This window comes from Allobosea eneae, from assembly GCF_042657265.1.
In the GTDB taxonomy this organism is placed as follows: Bacteria; Pseudomonadota; Alphaproteobacteria; order Rhizobiales; family Beijerinckiaceae; genus Allobosea; species Allobosea eneae.
On sequence record NZ_JBHSLW010000009.1, the window covers coordinates 75,556 to 100,857 of the forward strand.

The window sequence follows — 25,302 nt, forward strand, 5'->3', positions numbered from 1 at the left end:
CAGGGTATAGCCGGGCTGAGCGGCTCAATCGAGATGGGTGGTCGGATAGAGATCGTTCCAGTCGGGATTGGCGCGTTCGATCAGGACGATTTTCCAGGCGCGGCGCCAATGTTTCACACGCTTCTCCTGCGCGATCGCATCATTGGGATCGGCGAAGGGTTCAGCGTAGACGAGCCGCATGACGCCATAACGCCGGGCGAACTCGGAACCTCGACCGTCGCGATGCTCTTCAACGCGTTTCGACAGGGATTTCGTGACGCCGACATACAATGTGCCATTCTTCTGGCTCGCCAGAATGTAGAGCCACATAGTCGTACCCAATATCCGAGTCGTCCCGGGCGGAGCGAAGCGCAGACCCGGGACCCATGCCTGACCATGGCGAGACTAGCTTCTCCGCCGACAAAATCGAGCTTCCCTGGATCGATGTTCCGGCATGGGTCCCGGGTCTCCCTTCGGTCGCCCGGGACGACCACCGCTTTTTGATCGAAAGGGTTTTCCATGACCGACGCAGCCACCCTCGCCCGCCGGATCGCGCAAGGACGGGGCGACGAGCCGGCCGATCTCGTCATTCGCGGCGCAAAGCTGTTCGACCTCGTCACGGGCGACCTCGCCCCGACCGACATCGCCCTCTGCGGCGACACGATCGTCGGAACCCATGGCCGCTACGAGGGCAAGAAGAGCTTCGACGCCAAAGGCCTGATCGCGGTGCCCGGCTTCATCGACACGCATCTCCATGTCGAATCCTCGCTGGTGACGCCGCTCGAATTCGAGCGCTGCGTCCTGCCGCACGGCGTCACCACCGCGATCTCCGACCCGCACGAGATCTCCAATGTGCTCGGCGCCGAGGGCATCCGCTATTTCCTCGAATGCGCGCAGGCGATGCGGATGGATCTGCGCGTGCAGCTCTCGAGTTGCGTGCCGGCGACGCATCTGGAGACGGCGGGCGCGGCACTGGAAGCCGCCGACCTCACCCCGTTCATGGACCATCCCAAGGTGATCGGCCTTGCCGAGTTCATGAACTTTCCCGGCGTGCTGCATCGCGATCCCGGCTGCCTCGCCAAGCTCGAGGCGTTCTCGCACCGGCATATCGACGGCCATGCGCCGCTGGTGCGCGGGCTCGACCTCAACGGCTATCTCTCCGCCGGCATCCGCACCGACCACGAGACCACGACCGCGGACGAGGCGCGCGAAAAGCTTGCCAAGGGCATGGCGATTCTGATCCGCGAGGGCTCGGTCTCGAAGGACCTGCACGCGCTGATCCCGCTGATCACCCGCGACGCCTCGCCCTTCCTCGCCTTCTGCACCGACGACCGCAATCCGCTGGACATCGCGGAGGAAGGCCATCTCGATTTCATGATCCGCACCGCGATCGCCCACGGCGCGGACATTCTCGCGACCTACCGGACGGCAAGCCTGTCGGCGGCGCGGAATTTCGGCCTGTTCGATCGCGGCTTGATCGGCCCCGGCAAGCGCGCCGACATCGTGCTGGTCGAGGATCTCGCCGCCTGCCGCGTCAAGCAGGTCTTCGCCGGCGGCAGGCTGGTCGAGGATGCCCTGTTCGCCGACAGGACGACGGTTCCGCCGGTCGGCCTCGCCAGCGTCCGCAGCCGCAAGCTCGCGCCGGAAGACTTCGCCGTGAAGGCGCGCGAGGGGCAGACGCCGGTGATCGGCGTCGTGCCCGGCCGCATCATCACCGAGCGGCTGTCCATGCGCCTGCCTGCGCGCGACGGCCTCGCCTTGCCCGATCTCGATCAGGATGCCGTCAAGGTCACGGTGATCGAGCGTCATGGCCGCAATGGCGGCATCGCTTCAGGCTTCGTCCATGGCTTCGGCATGACGCACGGCGCCATCGCCTCCTCGGTCGGCCATGACAGCCATAATCTCTGCGTCGTCGGCGTCGACGAAGCCTCGATGGCGGCGGCTGCCAACCGGCTGATCGAGACCGGCGGCGGCTTCGCCGTGGCCGATGGCGGCAACGTCGTGGCCGAGCTGGCGCTGCCGGTCGCCGGGCTGATGAGCGACCAGCCGTTCGAGACGGTGCGGCATGGGCTGGAAGGGTTGCGTGCAGCGGCGAAGGCGCTCGGCGTCGTGCTGGCCGAACCCTTCCTGCAGGTCGCCTTCCTGACCCTGCCGGTGATCCCGCATCTCAAGATCACCGACAAAGGGCTTGTCGATGTTGATAGATTCGATTTTGCCTAAGAGCTTCGCCATCATTCTCGGGCGCAGCGAAGCCCAGACCCGAGATTCTCCTGACGAGAAGGAGCTTATCGGAGCCTCTTCCGGCCAGAGATGCTCGGGTCAAAGCCCGAGCATGACGCGCCTTTTTCAGAGCGCGACATCGATCCCCTCCGCCCGTGCCTTGGCCCGCAAAGCATAGCGCCGCATGCCGGGCAAACGCGTGCCCGGCTGCGCCTCGATCGCATGGGTCAGCAGCTTCATCCGCTCGGCGAACCAGTTGCCGCCCATGCTCGCCGGGTCGATGGCGAGGATGAGCTGGCCGGTGTCGGGCGGGCCGCCCTGGTCGTCGAGGAAGGACGAGGCCTGGAAGGCGAAATGGGTGCCGACCAGCGCGGCAGCGAGGATCTCGACCATCATGGCGAGCGTCGCGCCCTTGGCGTCGCCCAATGGCACCATAGTGCCCGCGATCGCCGCCGCCGGATCGGTCGTCGGCCTGCCGGCGGCGTCGAGCGCCCAGCCTTCGGGGATCGCCTCGCCCTTCTGCTTCGCCGCGACGATCGGGCCACGCGCGACCTTGGACAGCGCCATGTCGATCACCAGCGGCTCGCGGCCGGCCAGCGGCGCGGCGAAAGCGATCGGGTTGGTGCCGAAGACCGGCTTCGCGCCACCCCAGGGCGCCATCGCGCCGGGCGTGTTGGCGAAGAGCAGTGCGACGAGGCCCTGCTCGGCCAGCCGCTCGACATGAAGGCCCGCGGCGCCGCAATGGTTCGAGCGCCGGATCGGGGCTGCAGCGATGCCCTGCTTGCGGGCGATTTCGGGCAGTTCGATCACGGCAAGATCGATCGCCGGATAGGCGAAGCCGTGGGCGGCGTCGATCGCCAATATGCCGGGCTTGGGCTGCTTTGCGATCGGCACGGCCTGGCCGTCGATCTTGCCGGAGCGCAGCATGGAAATATAGGTCGGCACCCGCGAGAGGCCGTGGCCCTTGAGCCCATCCGCCTCGGCCATGACCAGCGCGAGCGCGACGGACGCCGCGTTGGCTGGCGAGGCGCCGGCCTCGATGAAGAGCTCCGCGACCTTCTGCTCGGCCGCTTCCAGCGAGAGCTTCGTCACGCCCTGCCCTCCAGAGCCGCCATCACCCGCTCGGCCACGAGACCGGAGACGCGCCCGTTCGATTCCACCGTATTGCCGGCAATGTGAGGGGTCAGGATCAGATTGGGCGTGCCGGCGAAGAGTTTCGCGCCATCGGCCTTGAGCGGCTCCTGCTCGAAGACGTCGAGCGCCGCACCGCCGAGGCGCCCGCCCTTGAGCGCCGCGACCAGAGCTGCCTCATCCATGATGCCGCCGCGCGCGGCGTTGATCAGGATGGCGTCGGGCTTCATCTTCGCGAAGGCCGCTTCGCCGATCAGCCCGCGCGTCTCAGGCGTCAGCGGCAGATGGATCGAGATCACGTCGGACGTCGACAGCAAAGCGTCGAGCTCGAGTTGCTCGATGCCCTGCCAGGCATCGCCAGCGGGAACATAAGGGTCATAGGCGGCGACGGTCATGCCGAGCGCCCTGGCATGCCGCGCCGCATCGCGGGCGATCGAGCCGAAACCGACGAGGCCCATGCGCTTGCCGGCGATCTCGCGGCCGATCAGCCTGGTCTTGGGGAATTCGCCGGCGAGCATGGCGGCATTGGCAAAATAGGCGCCGCGCAGCAGCGTCATCGCCGTGCCGATCACGTACTCGACCACAGACAGGCTGTTGGCGCCGGTCGCCGGGAAAACCTTGATGCCGCGCGCCGAGCAGGCTTCCATGTCGATATTGTCGAGCCCGACGCCGAGCCGGCCGACGACCTTGAGGTTCTTCGCGCCGGCCAGCAGCGCGCCGCGAACCTGCGTCTGGTTGCGCACGATCAATGCCGGGATGTCGGCGACCAGCGTCGCGAGCTCGTCCGGCTTGCCGAAGAGCTCGGGGTCATGGTGCACACTGTAGCGCGCCTTCAGCGTCGCCACCGCCGCCTCGTCCATGAATTCGGTGATGACGATCTCGGTCATGGCTGTTTCCGCTGTGATGGGTCGCTCAACCGAGCAGGATGATCCCGCCCGTGGCGACGACGAGGATGACGAGGCTGGTGCCCGTGACCACGGCAAGATGCCGCCAGCCGAGCCGGGCCATCGCCGCGATCGAGGTGCCGAGGCCGAGCGCTGCGATGGCGATCAGCAGGCCCCAGCGCGAGACTTCGAGCAGGATGTCGCGGATCGGCAGGTAGACCCCAGCGAGCCCGGACTGCGTGCTCAGCACGCTATTCACCACGCACATGACGAGGAAGACGAAGGCGAAGACCGGGACCGGCACCTTGGCGTCGCCATGGCTCTCGCCATGCCGCGTCAGCCACCAGCCGACGATCAGCACCGCGGGCAGCAGCAGGAAGACCCGGAAGAGCTTGACGATGACAGCCGCATTCGCCGCCTCGTCCGAGACCGCCTGGCCTGCGCCGACGACCTGCGCGACGTCGTGGATGGTCGCGCCCAGCATCACGCCGGTCTGCTGCTGCGAGAGGCCGAGCCAGACGCAGAGCAGCGGATAGGCCAGCATCGCGATCGTCGAGAGGACGTTCATCGCGATCACGGTGAAGGCGGTGTCGGCGGCCTTGTCGCGATAATCCGGCACCACTGTCGCGGTGGCGAGCGCGGCCGAGGCGCCGCAGACAGCGGTGGCGACGCCACCGAGGGCGCCTACTCCGGGCTCGCGGCCAAGCAGGCGCGCCAACGCGAAGCCGGCGACGACGGTCGCAACCATCGAGACAATGACGAGCGCAGCCGTGCCCAGGCCGAGCGCGATGATGTCGCCGAGCGCGACCCTGAGGCCGAGTAGCGCGATCGCCCAGCGCAGCAGTTTCTTGACGCAGAAGGTCATGCCGGGGAGGAAGCGCTGCGTGTTCGCGACCGGATGCAGCGCCACGCCGATCACCAGCGCGATCACCACCGCCGGAATGCCGACGCGCCCGCCGGCGAGCTGCTTCAACACGGGCTCGGCCAGGACGGAGGCGATCGCTACCGCCGCCGAGAGCGCGAGGCCCGGCAGGAGCGGGCCGAGGCCTTTCGCCAGGCGCGGGACGGCTGCTTCGGTCATGATTGCAAATCGATCCGGTACATCAGCCGCTCCCCGGGTCCGTAGAACGGAGCGACGAAACTCTCGACGAAACGCCCGCCATTCTTCTCGATGATCCGTCGCGAGGCCGCATTATCGGCATCGCAGGTGATCCTGACGAAGGGCAGCCCGATGGTGCGGGCCTCGCCCAGCACGGCCGCCAGCGCGGCGCTGGCATAGCCGCGCCCGGCATGGTCCGGCAGGATGGTGTAGCCGACATGGCCGAGCACATGGGGCGGCAGCTCCGTGATCGGTTTACCGGACGCATCCTCCTGCCAGCGCAGGTTGATGCTGCCGACGAACTGACTCTCCGGCCCGCGAGCCGCGATGATCCAGCGGATGATGCCCGGCAGGCGATCGACCTCGCTGCCGTCATGCAGGCGAATCTTGCCGCCGCGCCCGTTGAGACCGAACAGGAAGGCATCCGGATCAGCCGCGATCGCGGCGAGCTGCTCCGGCGCGACATCGCGCATCGTGTTCGGCGACCAGCCCGCCTCCAGGGCACGGACATAGGCGGGCAAGACTGCCCGCCCCGGCTCATGCAATGAAACGATGCTGTCCGACACGTCTTTCGCCTCGTCGCGCCCGGAGACGCAGGTGCTCAGGCGCTGCGGTATAGCTTGGTCATCGAGAACTCGCGATGGCCCAGCGCCTCGGCCGCCGTGAGGCGGCCATTCGCGGTGCGCACGATGTTCTCGATCAGCGCGTCGCCGGCCTGCGGGATGGTGAGATCGCGCCGCAGGATGCCGGAAACGTCGACGTCGATGTGCTCGGGCATGGTGCGCATGGTCTTCGGATTGCCGGTGATCTTGATGACCGGGACGATCGGGTTGCCGATGACGTTGCCTTGCCCGGTCGGGAAGGTGTGCACGACATAGCCGCCGGCAGCCATCAGGGTAACGCATTCGGCCGCGGCCGAGGAGGTATCCATGTAGTAGAGGCCCGGGCCGCTCGAAGGCGCCTGCGCCGGCTCCAGGATGTCGATGAACTTGCACTCGCGGCCGATCTTCTCGAGGTTGCCCAGCGCCTTCTCCTCGATCGTGGTCAGGCCGCCGGCGATGTTGCCCTTGGTCGGCTGCGAATCGGAGAGGTCGTCCGTCTTGTGGGCCTCGATGACGTCGTCCTGATAGGCCTTCCACATCTTGTACCAGCGCTCGCCGACCTCCGGCGTCGCCGCGCGCGCCTTGCAGAGGTGCTCGGCGCCGGTGATCTCGGAGGTCTCGCCGAAGACGCCGTAGACGCCGCGCGGGATCCACTTGTCGTACATGTTGCCGACGGTTGGGCAGGAGGACAGGCCGGTGGTGGTGTCCGACTCACCGCATTTGGTCGAGACCCAGAGCTCCTCGATGCCGCACTTCACGCGCTGCAGCTCGGTCGCCCATTGTACGAACTCCTTGGCGACATAGGAGGCCTTGGCGATGGTGGCGATGTCGCCATGGCCCTCGATGCCGAAGCCGACCACCGGCTTGCCGGTCTTGGCGATGCCGTCGACGACGCGCTTGGTCCAGCCATCCTCGATGCCGATGACGACCACCGCCGCGACGTTCGGGTTCGAGCCGGTGCCGATCAGCGTGCGGAAATGGACCTCCAGGTCCTCGCCGAACTGCAGGCGGCCATAGGCATGCGGGATCGCCAGCGTGCCCTTGATATTGTTGGCGACGGCCTCGCAGGCGGCGTTGGAGAGGTCGTCGAGCGGCAGCAGCAGCACATGGTTGCGCACGCCGACGCGGCCGTTCTCGCGGCGCCAACCCATGAAGGAATCGAGGCTGCGGCCGGTCGGGCGCTTGACGAAGGGCGTCTTGAACTCGGGCGCCTCGATCTTGCGGCCCTTCACCTTGGCGAGCTTGCCTTTGACGAGGTCGAAATTGGCGACGATGGAGGACATGGGCGTTTCCTGGACGGTTGCGGGCTCGACCTGACGGGAGCCTCGTGACGTGATCGGCGAAGACCTGCGCTCACCAGCGCTTGGTCTTGACGTTGTGGACGTGGAGATGCTCGCCCTTGGCGATATCGGCGATCGCCTTGCCGATGTCCTGGCCGTACTTCCAGATCGTGTCGCCCTTCTTGATGTCCTTGAGCGCGACCTTGTGGCCGATCGGGATGTCCATCTTGGCCGTCAGGCGGAAGTCGGAATTGTCGTGCGTGACGACACCGAGCATGTCGGTCCCGGCCTTCAGCCCCTCGACGACAACGACGCCGACCGTGTCCTTTGTCTCGTGCACCAGCAGATGCGGCTTGCTCATGGCTGATATCCCCGACCGTTTCCTGTGATCTCTCACACCGTCACCCGCTTCCAAGAAATCGGGCTCGACGTGGCTGCGCCCAAGTCTTATATAAGACATATGAGTGTGCACAAGCTCGAAATCGCAGGGCGGCCCCGCGAACCCGACACGCCGGAGACGCTGGGCTTCCGGCCGCTCTATCGCCAGGTGAAGGCGATCTTCGTGCGCCGGCTGATGGATGGTGTCTGGGCGCCCGGCGCGGTTCTGCCGAGTGAGGGCCAACTCGCCGCCGAGATCGGCGTCAGCCAGGGCACGGTGCGCAAGGCGCTCGACGAGCTCGCGGCCGAGAATCTCGTCGTGCGGCGCCAGGGCCGTGGCACCTTCGTCGCCGAGCATGACGAGCGCCGCATCCTGTTCCAGTTCTTCAAGCTGGCGCCGGACCAGGGTGCACCGCGCTTTCCCGACAGCGTCGTGCTCTCGGTGACGACGGGGCCGGCTGACGACACGGAACGTACGGCGCTGGACCTGCAGGAGGCTGCCCCCATCATCCGAATCCGGCGCCAGCGCTCCTTCGACGGTGCGCCACTGATCGTCGAGACGGTCAGCCTGCCGCAAGCCCTCTTCCCGGGGCTGGAGAGCGGGCCGATCCCGAACAATCTCTACAGCCTGTATGCGGGGCACTACGGCATTACCATCGCCAATGCGCGTGAGCGGCTGAAGGCGGTGGCGCTCTCGGCCGAGGACGCTGCCGCGCTCGGAGCCGCGGCTGGCGGACCGGCCCTGCAGATCGACCGTATCGCCCTGTCGCTCGATGGCACGCCTGTCGAGCACAGGCTCAGCCTGTGTCTGACCGAGGAGGTTCACTATCTGTCGGACCTGCGCTAGCCGCGCTCACCGTTTCACGCATGACCGAACGTCGATCGATTGCGATCGACGCAAGATCAATGCGCTGCCATCGATTTCTATAGTTCCGCTCGAAATCGAGCGAACCAAACTCGAGGACCGAAGAGCCACGAGATTTCGACCAAGCCGACGCAGAGCGGCCGCCCTACTGGAGGAAACGAATGATCGCGCATTTCCGCAGATTCCTCATGACGCGCCGCGGCGCCCTCACAGGGCTGGCCCTGCTGGGACTAGCCACACCCGCCCTGGCGCAGAATTTTCCGAGCAAGCCGATCACGCTGATAGTGCCCTTCGCCGCCGGCGGGCCCAGCGATGTGATCGCCCGCCTGCTCGGCGAGCATATGGGCCGCACCCTTGGCCAGCAGGTCGTCGTCGAGAACATCGCCGGCGCCGGCGGCACGGCCGGCGCGAAGCGCCTGGTCTCAGCAGAGGCGGACGGCCACACTGTGCTGATCCACCATCTCGCGCTCGCCGCGGCACCAGCGCTCTACAGCAATCTCGGCTACGACACCTCGACCGCTTTCGCGCCGGTCGGCCTGGTCAATACCGGCCCGATGGTGATCGCCGGCAAGCTCGCTTTGCCGCCGGTCGACGGCAAGGCCTTCTTCCCCTACGCCAAGCAGCAGGCCGAGAAGCTCACCGTCGCCCATGCCGGTGTCGGCTCCAACGCACATCTGTGCGCCGTGCTGATCTCGCAGGCGCTCGGCGTCAAGCTCGCCCAGGTCGCCTATCGCGGCACGGGGCCGGCGATGAACGACCTTGTCGGCGGCCAGGTCGACGTGCTCTGCGACCAGTCGACCACGGCAGTGCCGCAAATCCAGTCCGACAAGATCCGCGCCTATGCCGTGACCTCGCCGGAGCGCCTCGGCGTGCTGCCGAACGTGCCGACATCGCGCGAGGCCGGCACCGAGATCGACATGACGATCTGGCACGGGCTCTACGCCCCCAAGGGCACGCCGGCAGCCGCACTCGACAAGCTGAACGGCGCCTTGCAGGCGGCGCTGAAGGACCCGGCCGTGCTCGAGCGCTTCAAGGCGGTCGGCACCAGCGCCTTCCCGACGGCGGAATGGACGCGGGAAGCCCATGGCAAGCGCTTCGCCGCCGAGGTCGCCAAATGGGGAGCGGCGCTGAAAGCCGCCGGGCTGACGCCACAGAACGCCAATTAGAGTTGGCTGAGCCGCTCGCCTATGCGGGCGGCCCATGCTACCGGCGGCAGATGAGCAATCTCGTCGCCCTGGATCATTTCGTCGCTCTGCCCGAGCACGCACGCCTGCTCGGGCTGGACCTCGGCACCAAGACGATCGGGCTCGCTCTGTCCGATGTCGAGCGCCGGATCGCGACGCCCCTGGAAACGATCCAACGCGTGAAATTCAAGCAGGATGCAGCCGCGCTGCTCAAGGTGGCACAGACCCATGCGATCGCCGGGCTCGTGATCGGCCTGCCGCTCAACATGGACGGGACGGAGGGGCCGCGGGTGCAGTCGACCCGCGCCTTCGTGCGCAATCTCGCGCCGCTCACGGCGCTGCCGATCGTGTTCTGGGACGAGCGGATGTCGACGCTCGCCGTCACCCGCACCTTGCTCGATGCCGACGCCTCGCGCGCCCGGCGGGCTGCCGTCGTCGACAAGATGGCGGCAGCCTATATCCTGCAGGGCGCGCTCGACCGGCTCGGCCGCCTCGAATCGGAGGCGGGCGAGCCGGAGGACGACCAAGGCTAGGGCATGATGTAGCCGTTCTTGAACGCCTTCTTCTGCGCCCGGCGATGGTTCTTGATCGCCCGCTTCTGATCTTCGATGCTCATCCCGGCGAGCGGATTGCGAGGATCGGGCCCACGCCGATAGTCGCCGCCATAACGCCGGTCGTCGTAACGTCGCCGATCGTAGCCCCGGTCGTAGCCACGATCATAACCGCGATCATGGCCAGGGCGTTCGTAACGGCGGCCGTAGCCGTCATTGTAGTACTGGGCCATTGCCGTACCGGAGCAGAGCACCGCCAGGGCGACCGCACCGCAGCCGGACAGCAGCATCTTGAGCGAAGGTCTCATCGTCTTTCTCCAAGGTCGACAAGGCGACGGCTCCGGGTTCGGAGCCGATTGTTCCCGCGCGCGGCGAAAAGGGCCACCACCGTCGATGGACGGAAGTGACCCTTCGCAGCCTAGGCGTCAGGCGTTCGGAATTCATTAAGGCTATTGTCCGGGCGGGACTCAGCGATAGCTGCCGCCAGCCGGATCCCGGATGTTGTCCGGATAGTAGCCGTAATGGCGCGGGCCGTAGTAGCGGCGCGGCGCGACATAGACCGGTTCTTCATAGACATAGCGCGGCCCGTAGCCATAGCCGTTGTCATAGCCATAAACCGGTTCGGCATAGGCGGGCCTGCTCGCCGCGATGGCAGCAGCGCCGAGGATACCAAGACCGACGCCGGCCGCGATGGCAGCGCCCCGGTTACCCCCGCGCCAGCCGCGACGATAGTATTGCGAATAATCGACCTGCGCCGCGTCGAGACGGCTCTTGTCGAAGCCGACCGGGCGAGTCTCGCCGGCGATGACGGGGCTCAGGCCCGCCGCCAGAACACTGCCGGTGACGGCGAGCGTCACCAGGAAGCGACTCTTTCCGAAAACTGACATGGCATTCTCCTTTCGGCGAAATTTCGCCTTGCCGCTCGATTTAACGCGCCTCGGTTGAACCGGGCCTGAACCAATCGCGGCCAAATTGCGACGCGGGAAAAACGCGCCGATCGCGGAGACGTTCCCCGCAAGAAAATTTTATACACGCAGTGATTGCATTATTCGAAGACGAGTAGCAAGAATAGGCCTTGTCGAAAACCGGTTCGTTCCCCCGGGCTGACGCTACCGCGAGGGCAGGCGAAATGAGAAAAGCAGCATCACGGCGACTCAAGGAGGATAAAATCTATCCGAACGACAATCGCTTGCCCCGAGTGCCCGATCTCGGCCGGAGCCTGCGGGTTTCACCGGGCCCGCATAGCATGGACGCGATGGCGCGAATGCAACTTGAGGTTGCTACATATATCGAGGACATCAGCGTGGAGCTGGGCGCAATGGCACGGGCGGCGCAACTCAGCAGCCTCGCTTACTTCGTCGACATGACGCGGATGGAGGCTGCGATCAATCGCCGAACCTGCCTTGTTCAGCTGGGTGAGGTGACCGATACCAACAGGGGAGCTTAGCTCGCATGTCCTTTGCCGAATGTTAAATTATAGGTTGCATTATTGCTTGATAGCAACCTAAAGGGAGTGCCCCATGCCGGCTTCTCCGACGTCCGACGCCTACGCCCCCAGCACTTTTGCGACCTGTCGAACCCCGCTTGTCCACGGCGCAGCCGAAACTCTGGCACTGCAGTTCCTCGTCGAGAAACGAGCCCGCCAACGGGAGCTCCAGCGCGATCTTGCCGTCAAGGCGACGACGATGCTCGCCGAGCTCGGCACGCAGGCGCGCGCCGCCGATCTCGACCTGCTCGTCACCCTCCTCGAAATCGCATCCGCGGAGGCCGAGCGAGAGCGCGACCGCTGGGGCGAAATGGTCGATTGATCGTCGGCCGCGATTACTCATCCCGACCGTGAGAGCGCACCACCGGCATGACGCTGCACAACGCCCTCCAGCTCCAGTTCGAGCAGGATGCGGCTGACCTCGCGCGCAGGCCGGCCGCTGGCGCGAACAAGATCATCCATCGCGATCGGAGCTGAGCCGATCAAATCGAGCAGGAGTCGATGCGGGACATCCGCAACGACGTCCTGCCGCCGCGGAAACTCGCTTTCGAGCTCGAGCTTCGGCGCCGGCAGCACCTCCGGCAAGTCGAGTTCATCCCAGAGCGCCTCTTGACGCGCAGGCGGCTCTCCCCCTTCGCGCGCAAGGAAAGGCACAGGACCGAATAGATCGCCCTGCCGTAGCATCGGCGCCAGCACGTCGACGACATGGGCCGTCTCTGCGCAGAGGATCGCGCCTTCGCGAATCAGGTGGTTGCCGCCCTCGGCCCGTGGATCGAGCGGCGAACCCGGCACGGCGAAGACCTGACGGCCCTGCTCATTGGCAAAGCGCGCGGTGATCAGCGAGCCGGATTTGCGCGCCGCCTCGACGACCACCGTCCCTAAAGCCAGCCCCGAGACGAGGCGATTGCGCCTCGGGAAATCGCGCCCGCGCGGCACCCAGCCGAGCGGCATCTCGCTCAGCGCCGCGCCACGCGGGCGGATGCGATCGAGCAAGGAAATGTTCTGCGGCGGATAAACCTGGTCGAGCCCGCCTGCGAGTACCGCGATCGTGCCGCTCTCCAGGCTCGCCTGATGGGCCGAGGTGTCGATCCCTCGGGCAAGACCCGACACGACGACGAAGCCGGCCTCGCCCAGTTCCCGCGCCAGCGTCGCGGTGAATTTCAGCCCGGCGGCAGAGGCGTTGCGCGAGCCGACCAGTGCGACGCAGGGGCGACTCAGTACCGCCGGCTCGCCCTCGATCGCGATCAGCGGCGGCGCCGAATCGATCGCTTGCAATGGCACGGGATAAGCGGCTTCGCCGAGCGCGATCAGATGGGCGCCGCGCCGGCGCAGGGCCTCGAACTCGCGCTCGGCTTCGGCGATGGTGCAGAGCCTGAGCGTCCGTCCGGCCTGCCGGCCGAGCTCCGGCAAGGCGTCGAGCGCGCCTGCTGCCCCGCCGAAGCGATTGACCAAAGTGCGAAAGGTGCGCGGGCCGATGCTCTCGCTGCGGATCAGGCGGAGCCAATCGAGGCGTTGCCGGTCGTCGAGAGCGAAACCGGCCATCGCCATTCAGCCTTTCTGTCCGATCTTGCCCTCGCGGCCCGAGAGCAGCCTCGTGATGTTCTCGCGATGCATGAACCAGAGCAGCAGCGCGAGGATCGCCATCAGCCCGGCCATCTGGACATCCCGCACCCAGAACCAGAGCAGCAGCGGCGTCAGCAGGCTGGCGATCAGGGCCGAGAGCGAGGAGTACTTGCTCAGATAGGCGATGCTGAGCCAGACCGCGGCGAAAATCAGCGCGATCGACCATTTCAGCCCGATCAGGATGCCGAGGAAGGTCGCGACGCCTTTCCCGCCCTTGAAGCGGAGCCAAACCGGGAAGAGATGGCCGAGGAAGGCGCCGAGGCCGGCGGCGAGCGCAGCCGCCTTGCCGCCGAGCAGCCAGCCGGCGAGTAGGACCGCCGCCGTACCCTTCAGCATGTCCCCGAGCAGCGTCAGCGCCGCCAGTTTCTTATTGCCGGTGCGCAAGACATTGGTCGCGCCGATATTGCCAGAGCCGATGGTGCGCAGGTCCGGGCCGCCGGCAAGCCGGGTCAGGATGATGCCGAACGGGATCGAGCCGAAGAGATAGCCGAGGACGAGCGCGGCGAGGCCCATAGGCCCCGAAAACGCCCAAGCGAACGCCTCAGCCATGCAATCTCCCCTGCCCGTCTTGGTTGAACTTACGCGGGTTCGCCGCGATAGACCACCCGGCCACCGACGAAGGTCGCCTGGACGATCCCTTGCAGCCGCGCCTCGTCGAAGGGCGAGTTCTTGGCACGGGATTTGAGCTTGCGCTTGTCGACGACGAAAGGCGCGTCGATGTCGATCAAAGCGAGATCGGCCGGTGCGCCTGGCGCCAGCCGGCCACAACCCAGCGCCAGCAGTTCGGCCGGCCGGCTAGACAGGGCGGCGAACAGCGAAGCAAGGCCGATCTGCTCGCCATGATAGAGCCGCAGCGCCGCTGGCAGCAGCGTCTCGATGCCGAGCGCGCCATTGGCGGCTTCGGCGAAGGGCTGGCGCTTGGTCTCGACATCCTGCGGATCGTGGTCGGAGACGATGACGTCGATCAGGCCCTCGGCCACGGCCGCGATCATCGCCAGCCGCTCGTCCTCGTGCCGCAGCGGCGGCGAGACCTTGCAAAAGGTGCGGTACTCGCCGACATCGTTCTCGTTCAGGCAGAGATTGTTGATCGAGACGCCGCAAGTGACGTTCAGCCCGTCCTCCTTGGCCCGGCGGATCAAAGCAAGCGAATCCGAGCAGGAGATCATGGCGGCGTGGTAGCGGGCACCGCTGGCGCGGGCGAGGCGCAGGTCGCGCTCCAGCATCACCGTCTCGGCCTCGTGCGGGATGCCCGGTAGGCCCTTGCGGCTGGCGAACTCGCCCTCGTTCATCACGCCGACGCCGCGCAGATCGGGATCCTCGACATGGTTGATCAGCAGCGCGTCGAAATCGCGGGCATAGATCATGGCGCGGCGCATCACCTGCGGGTTGCGCACGCCATTGGCGCCATCGCTGAACGCGACCGCCCCCGCTTCGAGCAGCAGGCCGAACTCGGTGATCTCCTTGCCGGCCAGGCCCTTGGTCAGCGCCGCCGCCGGCAGCACATTGACGATCGCCTTGTCGCGGGCGCGGCGCTTGATGAAGTCGATGACCGAGGGATCGTCGATCGGCGGGTCGGTGTCGGGACGGCAGATCACGGTGGTGACGCCGCCGGCGGCGGCGGCCTGCGAGCCGGTTCCGAGCGTCTCGCGGAATTCGGCGCCGGGCTCGCCGAGAAAGGCGCGCAGATCGACGAGGCCGGGCGCGAGCACGAGGCCGCGGCCCTCCTCCACTGCGATGCCGGCCGGCAGGTCCGGACGATCGCCACCCCAATGGACATCGGCGATCACACCGTCGCGGATCAGGACGCTGCCGAGGCCCTCGCGGCCGGAGGCCGGGTCGACCAGTTGCGCGCCGATGATCGCAAGATCGCTGCTCTCAGCCATCGCTACGCTCGATCCCGTTCTCGCGCTCGCGGCGCTGCGTGAAGACATAATGCCAGAACCCGACCAGCCCCCAGATGCCGATGCACAGAAGCGCGCCGAGCAGCACGATCAGCCAGGTCCAGGCGGAGCGCGGCTCGGCATAGACGAAGCCGGCCACGACCACGAGATAGAGTCCGACGAAGACGATCCGAGCCCGGCGCATCTGTCGCAGCAGCCAGGCGAGGAAGAGCTCCATCCGGCTCAGCCATTCGGGAGCTGCTGCGCAAGCGCATCGAGCACCGCCATGCGCACGGCAACGCCCATCTCGACCTGCTCGCGGATCAGCGATTGCGCGCCGTCCGCCACCTCGGACGAGATCTCGACGCCGCGGTTCATCGGGCCGGGATGCATGACGAGCGCATCCGGCGCGGCCAGCGAGAGCTTGTCGCGGTCGAGCCCGAAATAGCGGAAATACTCCTTCGAGGACGGCACGAAGGCGCCGTTCATGCGCTCGAGCTGCAGGCGCAGCATCATGACGATGTCGACGCCCTCCAGCCCCTTCTTCATGTCGCGGAAGACCTCGACCCCCATGCGCTCGACACCGGTCGGCAGCAGGGTCGAAGGCGCGATCAGGCGCACCTTGGCGCCGAGCGCGCTGAGGAGGATGATGTTGGAGCGGGCGACGCGCGAATGCACGATGTCGCCGCAGATCGCGACGGTCAGCCCCGCTATCCGGCCCTTGTTACGGCGGATGGTCAGGGCGTCGAGCAGGGCCTGCGTCGGATGCTCGTGGGCGCCGTCGCCGGCATTGACGACGGAGCAATCGACCTTGCGGGCGAGCAGATTGACCGCGCCGGCGGCATGGTGGCGCACGACCAGGATGTCCGGCCGCATCGCGTTCAGCGTCGCGGCGGTGTCGATTAGCGTCTCGCCCTTCTTCACCGAGGAGGAGCCGACCGACATGTTCATCACATCGGCGCCCAGACGCTTGCCCGCGAGCTCGAACGAGGCCTGCGTCCGTGTCGACGGCTCGAAGAACAGGTTGATCTGGGTGCGGCCGCGCAGCGTCGCGGTCTTCTTCTCGACCTGGCGCGAGAGAGCGACATAGGTCTCGGCGCGCTCGAGCAGGGCCTCGATATCCAAATGAGACAGCCCCTCGATCCCGAGGAGATGCCGGTGCGGATAGAGCGGTGCGGTCGATGTCATTTGAAGACCGCTGTTTAGGGGCGAGTCGTGGCCGGCGCAAGGCGGCGCGCAGGTTCTTTGTGGGTCACTCCGCTTTCAGCGAATAGACATGCGCCTCGCCCGGGAACTGGCGACTGCGCACCTCGGCGGCATAGGTCCGCACTGCCTCGCGAGCGTGCCCTGCCAAGTCGCCGTAAGCCTTGACGAATTTCGGCACGCGGCCGGTGAGGCCGAGCATGTCGTCGAGGACGAGGACCTGCCCGTCGCAGGCCGCGGACGCGCCGATGCCGATGGTCGGGATCGCAATCTTCTTGGTGATCTCCGCCGCCAGCGGCTCGGCGACCGCCTCGACCACCAGGGAGAATGCGCCGGCATCGGCGATCGCCTCGGCATCGGCGATGAGCGCCGGCCATTCCGCCTTGCTGCGGCCTTGCGCCTTGTAGCCGCCAAGCGTATTGACCGCCTGCGGCGTCAGGCCGACATGGCCCATGACCGGCACGCCGCGTTCGACCAGGAAACGCACCGTCTCGGCCATGCGCAGGCCGCCCTCGACCTTCACTGCGCCGGCGCCAGTCTCCTTCAGCAGCCGGGCTGCATTGCGGAAGGCCTGCTCGCGGCCCTCTTCATAACTGCCGAATGGCATGTCGATCACGACGAGGGAACGCGTCGTCGCGCGCGTCACGGCCTGGCCGTGCAGGCTCATCATCTCCAGCGTCACCGGGACGGTGCTGTCGAGGCCGTAGACGACCATGCCGAGCGAGTCGCCGACCAGGGCGACATCCGCGACCTCATCGACGATCCTGGCCATCGGCGCGGTGTAGGCGGTCAGCGCGACGAGCGGCTCGCCGCCCTTGCGGCCGCGAATATCGAGAGAGGTCAGCCGGCTTGGCCGGTTCTGTGACGACATGCTGAGCTCTCCATGACATAGTTCAAAAACAGCGCTGGTTGCTGACCTAGCCTGATGGCCCTACCCCGAAAAGCAGAATCGGGTTTGACAGGACCGGCCGCGTGAACCACTTTCGCGCGCAATCCCGAACCGGTATCAACGCGCCCCGCGCCAAGTTCGGCGAGGCTGGCAAGATATGTGCGCCGGTCTCACCTCTTGTTTATGAGATTTGAAGCGTCATGAAGCTCCTCGTCGTCGAGTCGCCGGCCAAGGCCAAGACGATCAATAAGTATCTAGGCTCCGACTACGAGGTCATCGCCTCGTTCGGGCACATTCGCGATCTTCCCGCGAAGGACGGCTCGGTCGATCCCGAGAACGACTTTGCCATGCTGTGGGAGACCGAGGGGCGCGGCGCCAAGCAGGTCGCCGAGATCGCGCGGGCGGCAAAGAACGCAGAGAAGGTCATCCTCGCCACCGACCCGGATCGCGAGGGCGAAGCGATCTCCTGGCACGTGCTGGAGGCGCTGAACCAGAAGCGCGCCATCAAGGGCATTCCGGTCGAGCGCGTCACCTTCAACGCCGTGACCAAGGACGCCGTGCAGAAGGCGCTGGCCAATCCGCGCCCGATCGACCAGGCGCTGGTCGACGCCTATCTCGCCCGCCGGGCGCTGGACTATCTCGTCGGCTTCACCCTCTCGCCGGTGCTCTGGCGCAAGCTGCCGGGCGCTCGCTCCGCGGGACGCGTGCAGTCGGTGGCGCTGCGTCTGGTCTGCGACCGCGAGCGCGAGATCGAGGCCTTCCGGGCGCGCGAGTACTGGTCGCTGGTGGCAACGCTCGCGACCCAGAGCGGCGCGACCTTCGACGCCCGCCTCAGCGGCGCCGACGGCAAGAAGATCACCCGGCTCGACATCGGCACCGGCGAGGAAGCGCAGGCCTTCAAGGCCGCGCTGGAGACCGCCCGCTTCTCGGTCGCCGAGGTCGAGGCCAAGCCGGTCAAGCGCCATCCGCAGCCGCCCTTCCAGACTTCGACCCTGCAGCAGGAAGCCTCGCGCAAGCTCGGCATGGCGCCGGCCCGCACCATGCAGGTGGCGCAGCGCCTCTATGAAGGCGTCGACATTGGCGGCGAGACCGTCGGCCTGATCACCTATATGCGTACCGATGGCGTCGACATGGACGGCTCGGCAATCGCGGCGGCGCGCCGCGTCATCGGCAAGGAATTCGGCGACAATTACGTGCCGGGCGCGCCGCGCAAATACACGGTCAAGGCCAAGAACGCGCAGGAAGCGCACGAGGCGATCCGCCCGACCGATCTCGGCCGCCTGCCGGCGATGGTCGCGCGCCATCTCGAGCCGGAGCAGGCCAAGCTCTACGAGCTGATCTGGAAGCGCACCATCGCCAGCCAGATGGAATCGGCCTCGATCGAGCGCACCACGGTCGACATCGCCGCGCAGGTGGGCGCCCGGGCGCTCGAACTGCGTGCCACCGGCCAGGTCGTGCTCTTCGACGGCTTCCTGACGCTCTACCAGGAGAGCCGCGACGACGAGGAGGACGAGGACTCCAAGAAGCTGCCGGCGATGAAGTCTGGCGATCCGCTGGAAAAGCGCGCCATCGCCGCCGACCAGCACTTCACCGAGCCGCCGCCGCGCTTCTCGGAAGCGAGCCTGGTCAAGCGCATGGAAGAGCTCGGTATCGGCCGGCCTTCGACCTATGCCGCGACGCTGGCGACGCTGCGCGACCGCGAATATGTCCGCGTCGAGAAGAAGCGGCTGGTGCCCGAGGACAAGGGCATGCTGGTCACGGCGTTCCTGGAGTCCTTCTTCAAGCGCTATGTCGAGTTCGACTTCACCGCCAGTCTGGAGGAGAAGCTCGACCTGGTCTCTAGCGGCGATGTCGACTGGAAGGCGTTGCTGCGCGAGTTCTGGGACGAATTCACCAAGGCGATCGGCGAGACCAAGGAGCTGCGTGTCGGTGACGTTCTGGAAGCGCTCAACGGCATCCTGGGCCAGCACGTCTTCCCGCCGCGCCCCGATGGCAGCGATCCGCGCAGCTGCCAGGTCTGCGGCACCGGCACGCTCTCGCTCAAGCTCGGCAAGTTCGGCGCCTTCGTCGGCTGCTCGAACTATCCCGAATGTCGCTTCACCCGCCCGCTGACGGCGTCCGCCGCCGAGGGCGAGGCTTCGGCCGAAGGCGGTCAGGCCGTCAACGGCGTGCGCAGCCTCGGCAAGGACCCGGTCACCGATCTCGAAGTGACCGCGCGCGAAGGCCGTTTCGGCCCCTATATCCAGCTCGGCGACGGCGAGAAGCCGAAGCGCTCGAGCCTGCCTAAGGGCGAAAGCGTCGGTTCGTTGACGCTGGAGAAGGCGCTCGCCCTGCTGTCGCTGCCGCGCGAGGTGGCGAAGCATCCGACCAGCGGCGAGCCGATCCTCGCCGGCATCGGCCGCTATGGGCCTTACGTCCAGCACGGCAAGACCTACGCCAATATCGACAAGGACGACGACATCCTCGAGATCGGCGCCAACCGTGCCATCGACTTGATCGTTGCCAAGGAGAGCGGCGCGGGCGGGCGCCGTTTTGGCAATGCCGCGGCGACGCCCGGGCGCGATCTCGGCGAGCATCCGCAGGGCGGCAAGATGGAGGTCAAGGCTGGCCGCTACGGCCCCTATGTCGCCTGGGGCAAGGTCTACGCCACCCTGCCGAAGTCGATGGCGCAAGAGAGCATCACCGCCGAGCAGGCGATCGAGCTGGTCAACGCCAAGGCGGCGGCCGGAGCCGGCGCCAAGGGCAAGGCGAAGGCCCCGGCCAAGAAGCCCGCTGCGACCAAGAAGGCGCCGGCGAAGCCGAAGAGCGCCAAAGCCAAGAAGGCCGGCACCGCCGGAGAGTAAGGCCGCTCATCGAAAAGCGCAGCCCCGCGCTCGATTATGCGGCTGTGCTGCAAAGCTGCTTTTCCAGAACGACGCTTCAATCGATTGAAAAATGTCCGAAGTCGATCACGGTTAACTCCGGATTCAAGGGGCTCTGGTTACCTTGCGCCGCCGCAGTCGAACTAGCGGCCTGCGAGGGGACATCATGAAATCCATCAGGACCCAGATTCTGGGGCTGATCGCGATTGTCGCGGCCGGCGCCTTGGTTGCACTCGGCTGCGCTTTGCTGGCGATGACCCGCATCGACACGATGAACGAGCGCTCGTCGCAGCAGAACCACATCGCCCTCGCCGCCGAACGGCTCAATGTCGCGGTCAATCTCGTCGTCGCCGATTCCTACCTCGTCTATACCGCCCGCAACCCGCATCTCGCTGGGATCGCCGCGACGACGGTCGAAGGCGGCCTCGCCAAAGTCGAGGAGCGCCGCAAGGATCTTGCCAAGCTCATCCCGCCGGCCGAGCGCGAGCGCATGGAGAAGATCAGCGGCCTGATCACCGAGTTCGTCGCCATCCGACTGGAGACGACGCGCCTGGTCCGGGAGATCTCGGCCCGCGCTGCGGAAGCCTGGGGCAACAGCGACGCCAGCCGGAAGAACCGTGCGACGCTGCAGGAGGAGCTCATCGGGCTCAGCAGCAGCTATGAAACGCTCGCCAACGAGGTCGACGCGGCAGCGAGCGCCTTCTCCGGACAGGTGCGGACCTGGCTGCCGGTCGCGCTGATTCTGGTGCTCGGCGCCGCCATCGCCGGCGCGCTGGTGTTCTCGCGGCGCTCGATCATTCGCCCCCTGGTCGATCTCGGCGGGACGATGACCCGCCTGACCGCGGGCGAGACCCAGATCGAGGTGCCGCACACCAAGCGTCGCGACGAGATCGGCGAGATGGCGCGGGCGGTCTCGGTGCTGCGCCAGAGCACCGAGCAGGTTGCGCTGCTGCAGGAGCAGGAGCGCGCCGCCTCCGCCGCGCGCATCCGCTCGGCCGATGCGATGGCTTCGGTGGTGTCGGATGTCGGCGAGGTCGTCGCCGCGGCCGCCGCCGGCGACTTCTCGGCCCGGCTCCAGATCGACCATGGCGACGAGCAGATGCAGAAGCTGGTCGCCGGGATCAACGAGATCAATGCGGTGGTCGACAACGCCACCACGGAGTTCGTCGCGGTGCTGCAGGCGCTCGCCGCCGGCGACCTGACCCGTCAGGTCCCGACGGCCTATCGCGGCCGCTTCGCCGAATTGAAGGATGCGATCAACGAGACGCTGACACGCCTGTCGGCGACCGTCGGCACGATCCAGACCATGTCGGCCGATGTCGGCCTGTCGGCACGCGAGATCAACATGGGCGCCGACGACCTCTCCAAGCGCACCGAGGAGCAGGCTTCCTCGCTGGAGGAGAGCGCCGCGACCACCGAGCAGCTTGCCGCCTCGGTCAAGGCCGCCGCCCAGGCCGCGCAGCAGGCCGTGCGCCAGGCCGGCGAAGCCATGCAGGTCGCGCAAACCGGCGGCAACATCGTCACCGACGCCGTCTCGGCGATGGAGCGGATCGAGGCGGCTTCCAAGAAAATCTCCGACATCACCCGCGTGATCGACGACATCGCCTTCCAGACCAATCTGCTGGCGCTCAACGCGGCTGTGGAGGCTGCAAGGGCCGGCGATGCCGGCAAGGGCTTTGCGGTCGTCGCGTCCGAAGTGCGCACGCTCGCCCAGCGGTCAGGCGAGGCGGCCAAGGATATTTCGGGGCTGATCTCCTCTTCGAACATCGAGGTCGAGGCGGGCGTGAAGCTGGTCCGTCAGGCGGGCGATGCGCTGACCCGCATCGTCTCGGCCTCGCAGAGCGTCCAGGCGACGGTGTCGGAGGTTGCCGCGGCCTCGAGCGAGCAGGCCAACGGCATCGAGGAGATGAGCCAGACCGTCGCCCATATGGACGAGATGACCCAGGCGAACGCCGCGCTCGCCGAGCAGAGCGCCGCCTCCGCCGGCGCCCTGTCGAGCAAGATCGGCGAGCTCAACGCCCTCGTCGCCGGCTTCCGGACCAGCGAGAGCGCTGCGGCCCTGTCGCATCAGCCGGCTGCATTTGAGTTGGCTGGCGCCTCTGAACCCGGACGCCTGCAGCAACTGGCTGAAGCCGCCTTTGCCCAGCAGAGGCCAGCACCGCGTCGCGAACGTGCTATACCCGCCCCCATGCCGGCTCCCGCCCGCAAGGTCGTCAACGCTCGCGGCGGCGACGCAGGCTGGGAAGAGTTCTGAAGCGGCACGCCCCGCAAAATGCTTGTCTGTGATACCCTGCTGAATCTTGACGCGGTCATCCCGGGCTTGACCCGGGATCCATTCCGGAGCGCTTCCGACCAAGGTTCAGGCATGGATTCCGGCTCCGCGCTTCGCTCCGGCCGGGATGACTCGTGTGGTTCCAGTGCGCCAGGAACAGATTTTGGAGATGAGCTGGCGACTTGATCGCTGGCCGCTCCGGTCAGCGCGGCCTGATGCGTTGAAGGTGGCAGACCTTCACCCGCCCGCCCCTGCCGTCCGAGTGCCAGGCGCAGCCGGGATTGCGCGGCCGGCCTTCATAGATGTGGTAGACGCCGCGGTTCCGGCGGTCGAAGCGCTGGTTCGAGGCATCGTGCCCGCCGATGCGGACATTGTTGCCGAAACGCACTTCGGCGGCCGCGGGATCGGCCACCGCCAGAGGGAACGCTAGCGCAAAAAACGCCAGCTGGCATGTCGGAAGATTGGCCGATCTCATCATCAGGCGATCAGACCAGCCGCGCGCCCAGGAGGCAAGGCTTAGCCTTTCGCGGGACTCAGCTCCGGCCAGCCACGACGACGAGCTGCTTGATCTCACCGCGCAGGAAGGCGTGCAGGAAGCGGTCATAGTCCTTGACCGAGACGCAGCCATTCGAATCGCCGCGCGGGCCGAGCAGGTAATTGTGCACCAGCAGGCCGGCGCGGCCGAAGATCTTGCCGCTGCCGCCGACCGGATGCATGCGGATCGCACGCACGCCGTGGAACAATGCCTCACGCTCGGTCAGATTGTAGACGTGAGGCGGGGTCGGGCCGTGCATGCGGACATGGACGTAGCGCAGGTCGTTCATCTTGTCGCCGAGGCCAGAATTGGCCTCCAGCCGCTCGCCATTGGGCAGGTAAACGGTGCGGGCGCTGATGTCGTAGACCGCGGTCTTGCCGCTGGCGACCGGCGTCGCCGACGACATCGGCACAGGCATGGGCGCCGGGCCGACGGTCAGGCCACTACCCCGACCGCTGCGCTGGGTGATGTCGTCCTGCGGCGCCGCATAGGCAAGCCGTTCGCCGGAGTTCTGCGGCGCATTGGCGTTCACGCCGAAGAGCTTCTCGAAGAAGTTGCGATTGTCGACGGGTTCGGCCTTGGCGACGATGTCCTTGCCTTGGCGCGTGGTCGCGCGCGTCGCAAGACGTGGCTCGGGCGGCGTCGGCAGCTTGAGATCAGCCGGACGCGGAACCGGGCGCGGCGCGAGCAGCGCGATGCGCGGCGGCTCGACTGTGGCGGGTTGGATGGCAACCGTGGTCGTCGCCAGACTTGGGCCGCCGACCGGATCGGACGGCGCGATCGAGCCGGTTGTTTCAGGATCGAACGCCACTGGCCGGGGAGCAGCCGTCACTGACTGAAACCGACCTGGCAGCGGCGCGCTGTCGGCGAGCGACTGCGCGACATAACCGGCGACATAGCCGGGGCGCAGCAGCGGCGTCGCGCCATGGGCGGGGGCTGGGCGCGCCAGTGCGTGCCGTTGGACCGGCGGAGCTGCGGTCGCCGCATGCTCGGCCTGTCTGTTCGACCAGACCGACACGCCGGCCATTGCGCCACCGGCAATCGCGACGAGCACTCCGAGGCGGACGAACGGGCTGCCGCGCCGACGCTTCAGGCTATAGGAATAACCGGCGAACTGGTTCGAGCTACGCATACGCAACGCCTCGGGACACCTTGCAGGCATCCCGCTGAAGTTCAGCGCCTACCCGTCTCGCCGCTGCGCTCGCTTGCGCCGGGCAGACCGTAGCGGCCTGTTCGTCAGTCTCGGGAGGCCCCCAACCACACGAGGCCCATTCAGCGCGAGCTTGGTTAATTCCCGATGAATCAAAACAAATTTAGCGAAAGCCGATCGCGCTGCGGCCAGAGCGGCCGCAGCGCGTTTCGTTGGCTCCGATGTCCTCAAGCCAGAGGCTTCAGCCCCGCCTCGATCGCCGCCCGCTTCGACTCCAGAAAAGGCGGCAGCGACAGCCCCTCGCCCATCGTCTCGAAGGGCTCGTCGGTGGCGAAGCCCGGCCCGTCGCTGGCGATCTCGATCAGCACCCCGTTCGGCTCGCGCAGATAGAGCGAGCGGAAATAGAAGCGATCGACCGGCCCGCTGTTCGGATAGCCCGAGGCCCGCAGCCGCTCGGCCCAGGCGTCATACTCGCCGAAGCTCGGCGTGCGCAGCGCCAGATGGTGGACGCCGCCGGCGCCTTCACGGGCCGGAGCCAGGCCAGGCTCGACCGCGACGTTGAGCTCGGCCGCCGGGCCGCCCTCGCCGATCCGGAAGACATGGATGTCGCCGCTGGCGTGGGCCGCATCGCGGTAGTCGGCGATGCGCTCCAGCCCCAGCAGCTTGGTCAAGACGAGCTCAGTCCGCTCGATCTGCGGCACGGAGATCGTCACCGGCCCGAGGCCGCGGATCTGGTGCTCGGCCGGAACCGGGCTCTTGTCCCAGGCGACGAAGGGAATTCCGCCACCATCGACGACGAGCGTCAGGCGCTGGCCTTCCGGATCCTCGAAATCAAGTGCGGCGCGGCCATTGAGCAGGCGGATATCGGACAGCTTGACACCGGCAGCGGTCAGCCGCTCGCGCCAGAAGTCGAGCGAGGCTTCGCTGGCGACCCGGAGCGAGGTGCGGGTGATCGAATGCGTGCCGCGCTTGGCGGGAGCGGTCGGCCAGTCGAAGAAGGTCAGGTCGCTGCCGGGCGAGCCGGCGCCGTCGGCATAGAACAGGTGATAGGCGGAGGTGTCGTCCTGGTTCACCGTCTTCTTGACCAGCCGCAGGCCGAGCGTCTCGACATAGAAGCGCCGGTTCTGCGCGGCCTGGGCGGTGATGGCGGTGACGTGGTGGATGCCGGTGAGTTGCATGGTGCGGGCCCTTGGTTGCGCGCCTCATCTGGCAAGGCGCCTGCGTCGACAC

At 67.0% G+C, this 25,302-nt stretch carries 26 protein-coding genes; 8 read left to right on the forward strand and 18 right to left on the reverse strand.

The annotated features are described in order from the left end of the window. Positions 1–24 precede the first annotated feature (24 nt). Positions 25–309 (reverse strand): GIY-YIG nuclease family protein, encoded by a 285-nt coding sequence (locus ACFPOB_RS06695; protein ID WP_377797340.1) that lies wholly within the window; start codon positions 307–309, stop codon positions 25–27. A 189-nt stretch (positions 310–498) separates the two neighbouring features. Here ACFPOB_RS06695 and ade point away from each other — a divergent pair, with 189 nt between their 5' ends. Further along, positions 499–2,199: an adenine deaminase gene (ade, locus tag ACFPOB_RS06700; protein ID WP_377796918.1), complete on the forward strand. Its 1,701-nt coding sequence runs from the start codon at positions 499–501 to the stop codon at positions 2,197–2,199. A gap of 126 nt (positions 2,200–2,325) precedes the next feature. Here ade and ACFPOB_RS06705 read toward each other — a convergent pair whose 3' ends face one another. From ACFPOB_RS06705 to ACFPOB_RS06730, 6 genes are all read right to left on the reverse strand, one after another. Continuing rightward, positions 2,326–3,291, reverse strand: a complete 966-nt coding sequence (locus tag ACFPOB_RS06705) for an Ldh family oxidoreductase (RefSeq protein WP_377796919.1) — start codon at positions 3,289–3,291, stop codon at positions 2,326–2,328. Continuing rightward, positions 3,288–4,217, reverse strand: a complete 930-nt coding sequence (locus ACFPOB_RS06710; protein WP_377796921.1) for a hydroxyacid dehydrogenase — start codon at positions 4,215–4,217, stop codon at positions 3,288–3,290. The genes ACFPOB_RS06705 and ACFPOB_RS06710 overlap by 4 nt, the downstream gene beginning before the upstream one ends. A 25-nt stretch (positions 4,218–4,242) precedes the next feature. After that, positions 4,243–5,295 (reverse strand): YeiH family protein, encoded by a 1,053-nt coding sequence (locus tag ACFPOB_RS06715; RefSeq protein ID WP_377796922.1) that lies wholly within the window; start codon positions 5,293–5,295, stop codon positions 4,243–4,245. After that, the gene (locus tag ACFPOB_RS06720; protein ID WP_377796924.1) at positions 5,292–5,879 is read right to left on the reverse strand and encodes a GNAT family N-acetyltransferase; all 588 of its coding nucleotides are present in this window, start codon (positions 5,877–5,879) and stop codon (positions 5,292–5,294) included. Before ACFPOB_RS06720 ends, ACFPOB_RS06715 begins: the two co-directional genes overlap by 4 nt. Before the next feature lie 35 nt (positions 5,880–5,914). Beyond that, the gene (locus ACFPOB_RS06725) at positions 5,915–7,066 is read right to left on the reverse strand and encodes a UxaA family hydrolase (RefSeq protein WP_377797342.1); all 1,152 of its coding nucleotides are present in this window, start codon (positions 7,064–7,066) and stop codon (positions 5,915–5,917) included. A gap of 202 nt (positions 7,067–7,268) precedes the next feature. Continuing rightward, complete coding sequence (locus ACFPOB_RS06730) at positions 7,269–7,556, reverse strand: UxaA family hydrolase (protein WP_377796925.1); 288 nt, start codon at positions 7,554–7,556, stop codon at positions 7,269–7,271. Between the two features lie 105 nt (positions 7,557–7,661). On the opposite strand from ACFPOB_RS06730, the gene ACFPOB_RS06735 reads away from it, so the two are divergent. From ACFPOB_RS06735 to ruvX, 3 genes are all read left to right on the forward strand, one after another. Continuing rightward, positions 7,662–8,420, forward strand: a complete 759-nt coding sequence (locus tag ACFPOB_RS06735) for a GntR family transcriptional regulator (protein WP_377796927.1) — start codon at positions 7,662–7,664, stop codon at positions 8,418–8,420. A 179-nt stretch (positions 8,421–8,599) separates the two neighbouring features. Further along, on the forward strand, positions 8,600–9,604 hold the full coding sequence (locus ACFPOB_RS06740) for a tripartite tricarboxylate transporter substrate-binding protein (protein ID WP_377796929.1): 1,005 nt from the start codon (positions 8,600–8,602) through the stop codon (positions 9,602–9,604). Positions 9,605–9,654: 50 nt separating this feature from the next. Next, a complete protein-coding gene (gene ruvX, locus ACFPOB_RS06745) occupies positions 9,655–10,155 on the forward strand; it encodes a Holliday junction resolvase RuvX (protein ID WP_377796931.1) in 501 nt (166 codons plus the stop codon). Here the strand turns inward: ruvX and ACFPOB_RS06750 are convergent. After that, positions 10,152–10,481 carry a hypothetical protein gene (locus ACFPOB_RS06750; RefSeq protein WP_377796932.1) on the reverse strand — a complete coding sequence of 110 codons (330 nt, stop codon included), beginning with the start codon at positions 10,479–10,481 and terminating at the stop codon, positions 10,152–10,154. The two genes, ruvX and ACFPOB_RS06750, sit on opposite strands and share 4 nt — an antisense overlap. A gap of 159 nt (positions 10,482–10,640) precedes the next feature. Next, positions 10,641–11,060 (reverse strand): hypothetical protein, encoded by a 420-nt coding sequence (locus tag ACFPOB_RS06755; RefSeq protein ID WP_092153777.1) that lies wholly within the window; start codon positions 11,058–11,060, stop codon positions 10,641–10,643. A gap of 188 nt (positions 11,061–11,248) precedes the next feature. Between ACFPOB_RS06755 and ACFPOB_RS06760 the strand changes: the two genes are divergently transcribed. Further along, positions 11,249–11,620 carry a hypothetical protein gene (locus tag ACFPOB_RS06760; RefSeq protein WP_377796933.1) on the forward strand — a complete coding sequence of 124 codons (372 nt, stop codon included), beginning with the start codon at positions 11,249–11,251 and terminating at the stop codon, positions 11,618–11,620. 73 nt (positions 11,621–11,693) lie between these two features. Continuing rightward, positions 11,694–11,981, forward strand: coding sequence for a hypothetical protein (locus tag ACFPOB_RS06765; RefSeq protein ID WP_377796934.1), 288 nt, complete (start codon positions 11,694–11,696; stop codon positions 11,979–11,981). A 17-nt stretch (positions 11,982–11,998) separates the two neighbouring features. On the opposite strand, the gene dprA is transcribed toward ACFPOB_RS06765, so the two are convergent. The 6 genes from dprA to panB form a co-directional block, all read right to left on the reverse strand. Then, complete coding sequence (dprA, locus tag ACFPOB_RS06770) at positions 11,999–13,207, reverse strand: DNA-processing protein DprA (protein ID WP_377796935.1); 1,209 nt, start codon at positions 13,205–13,207, stop codon at positions 11,999–12,001. Then, positions 13,208–13,831, reverse strand: a complete 624-nt coding sequence (plsY, locus tag ACFPOB_RS06775) for a glycerol-3-phosphate 1-O-acyltransferase PlsY (protein ID WP_377796937.1) — start codon at positions 13,829–13,831, stop codon at positions 13,208–13,210. A gap of 29 nt (positions 13,832–13,860) precedes the next feature. Continuing rightward, positions 13,861–15,165 (reverse strand): dihydroorotase, encoded by a 1,305-nt coding sequence (gene pyrC, locus ACFPOB_RS06780; protein WP_377796939.1) that lies wholly within the window; start codon positions 15,163–15,165, stop codon positions 13,861–13,863. Then, on the reverse strand, positions 15,158–15,400 hold the full coding sequence (locus tag ACFPOB_RS06785) for a hypothetical protein (RefSeq protein WP_091829279.1): 243 nt from the start codon (positions 15,398–15,400) through the stop codon (positions 15,158–15,160). Before ACFPOB_RS06785 ends, pyrC begins: the two co-directional genes overlap by 8 nt. 5 nt (positions 15,401–15,405) lie before the next feature. After that, positions 15,406–16,350, reverse strand: coding sequence for an aspartate carbamoyltransferase catalytic subunit (locus ACFPOB_RS06790; RefSeq protein WP_377796941.1), 945 nt, complete (start codon positions 16,348–16,350; stop codon positions 15,406–15,408). Between the two features lie 64 nt (positions 16,351–16,414). Further along, positions 16,415–17,236 (reverse strand): 3-methyl-2-oxobutanoate hydroxymethyltransferase, encoded by an 822-nt coding sequence (panB, locus tag ACFPOB_RS06795; RefSeq protein ID WP_377796943.1) that lies wholly within the window; start codon positions 17,234–17,236, stop codon positions 16,415–16,417. A 218-nt stretch (positions 17,237–17,454) separates the two neighbouring features. Between panB and topA the strand changes: the two genes are divergently transcribed. Then, positions 17,455–20,097, forward strand: coding sequence for a type I DNA topoisomerase (gene topA / locus ACFPOB_RS06800; RefSeq protein ID WP_377796945.1), 2,643 nt, complete (start codon positions 17,455–17,457; stop codon positions 20,095–20,097). A 184-nt stretch (positions 20,098–20,281) separates the two neighbouring features. Next, positions 20,282–22,369 (forward strand): methyl-accepting chemotaxis protein, encoded by a 2,088-nt coding sequence (locus ACFPOB_RS06805; protein ID WP_377796947.1) that lies wholly within the window; start codon positions 20,282–20,284, stop codon positions 22,367–22,369. 220 nt (positions 22,370–22,589) lie between these two features. Here the strand turns inward: ACFPOB_RS06805 and ACFPOB_RS06810 are convergent, their stop codons facing one another. The 3 genes from ACFPOB_RS06810 to ACFPOB_RS06820 form a co-directional block, all read right to left on the reverse strand. Then, positions 22,590–22,799, reverse strand: coding sequence for a hypothetical protein (locus ACFPOB_RS06810; RefSeq protein WP_377796949.1), 210 nt, complete (start codon positions 22,797–22,799; stop codon positions 22,590–22,592). Positions 22,800–22,920: 121 nt separating this feature from the next. Beyond that, the gene (locus ACFPOB_RS06815; RefSeq protein WP_377796951.1) at positions 22,921–24,054 is read right to left on the reverse strand and encodes a DUF2778 domain-containing protein; all 1,134 of its coding nucleotides are present in this window, start codon (positions 24,052–24,054) and stop codon (positions 22,921–22,923) included. 245 nt (positions 24,055–24,299) lie between these two features. Continuing rightward, entirely contained in the window at positions 24,300–25,250 is a 951-nt protein-coding gene (locus ACFPOB_RS06820; protein ID WP_377796952.1) for a ring-cleaving dioxygenase, read from the reverse strand. Between the last annotated feature and the right edge of the window lie 52 nt (positions 25,251–25,302).